Here is a 228-nt window from a genome sequence, read left to right as displayed (position 1 = left end):
GAAGACCTATCAATACCAGAACATTGCTTGATTACATTGAAGGAAACATAAAGAAAAAATCATGGCTGGATAACAAAGAATTATTACAAACAGCGATATCAGTTCTTAAAGACAACCAAAATTTAAATGGTAAAATGTAATATAATAAACTTACTTTTTTATCATTTTTCCACTTTAACAACATTTTGCTCCACTTTTCCACGACCAAACAACTTGAAATCTGGTTAA

1 pseudogene is annotated in these 228 nt (G+C 28.9%); it reads left to right on the top strand.

Annotated features, from left to right (window positions below):
• Window positions 1–140: pseudogene (ydfK, locus tag SCA31_RS25905) on the top strand (cold shock protein YdfK); the annotation flags it as partial.
• Window positions 141–228 lie beyond the last annotated feature (88 nt).

The organism is Chryseobacterium sp. SIMBA_028 (genome assembly GCF_046535285.1).
Taxonomy (GTDB): Bacteria; Bacteroidota; Bacteroidia; order Flavobacteriales; family Weeksellaceae; genus Chryseobacterium.
The sequence above is the reverse complement of the archived record's forward strand: the minus strand, read 5'-3'. Positions and strand labels throughout refer to the sequence as shown.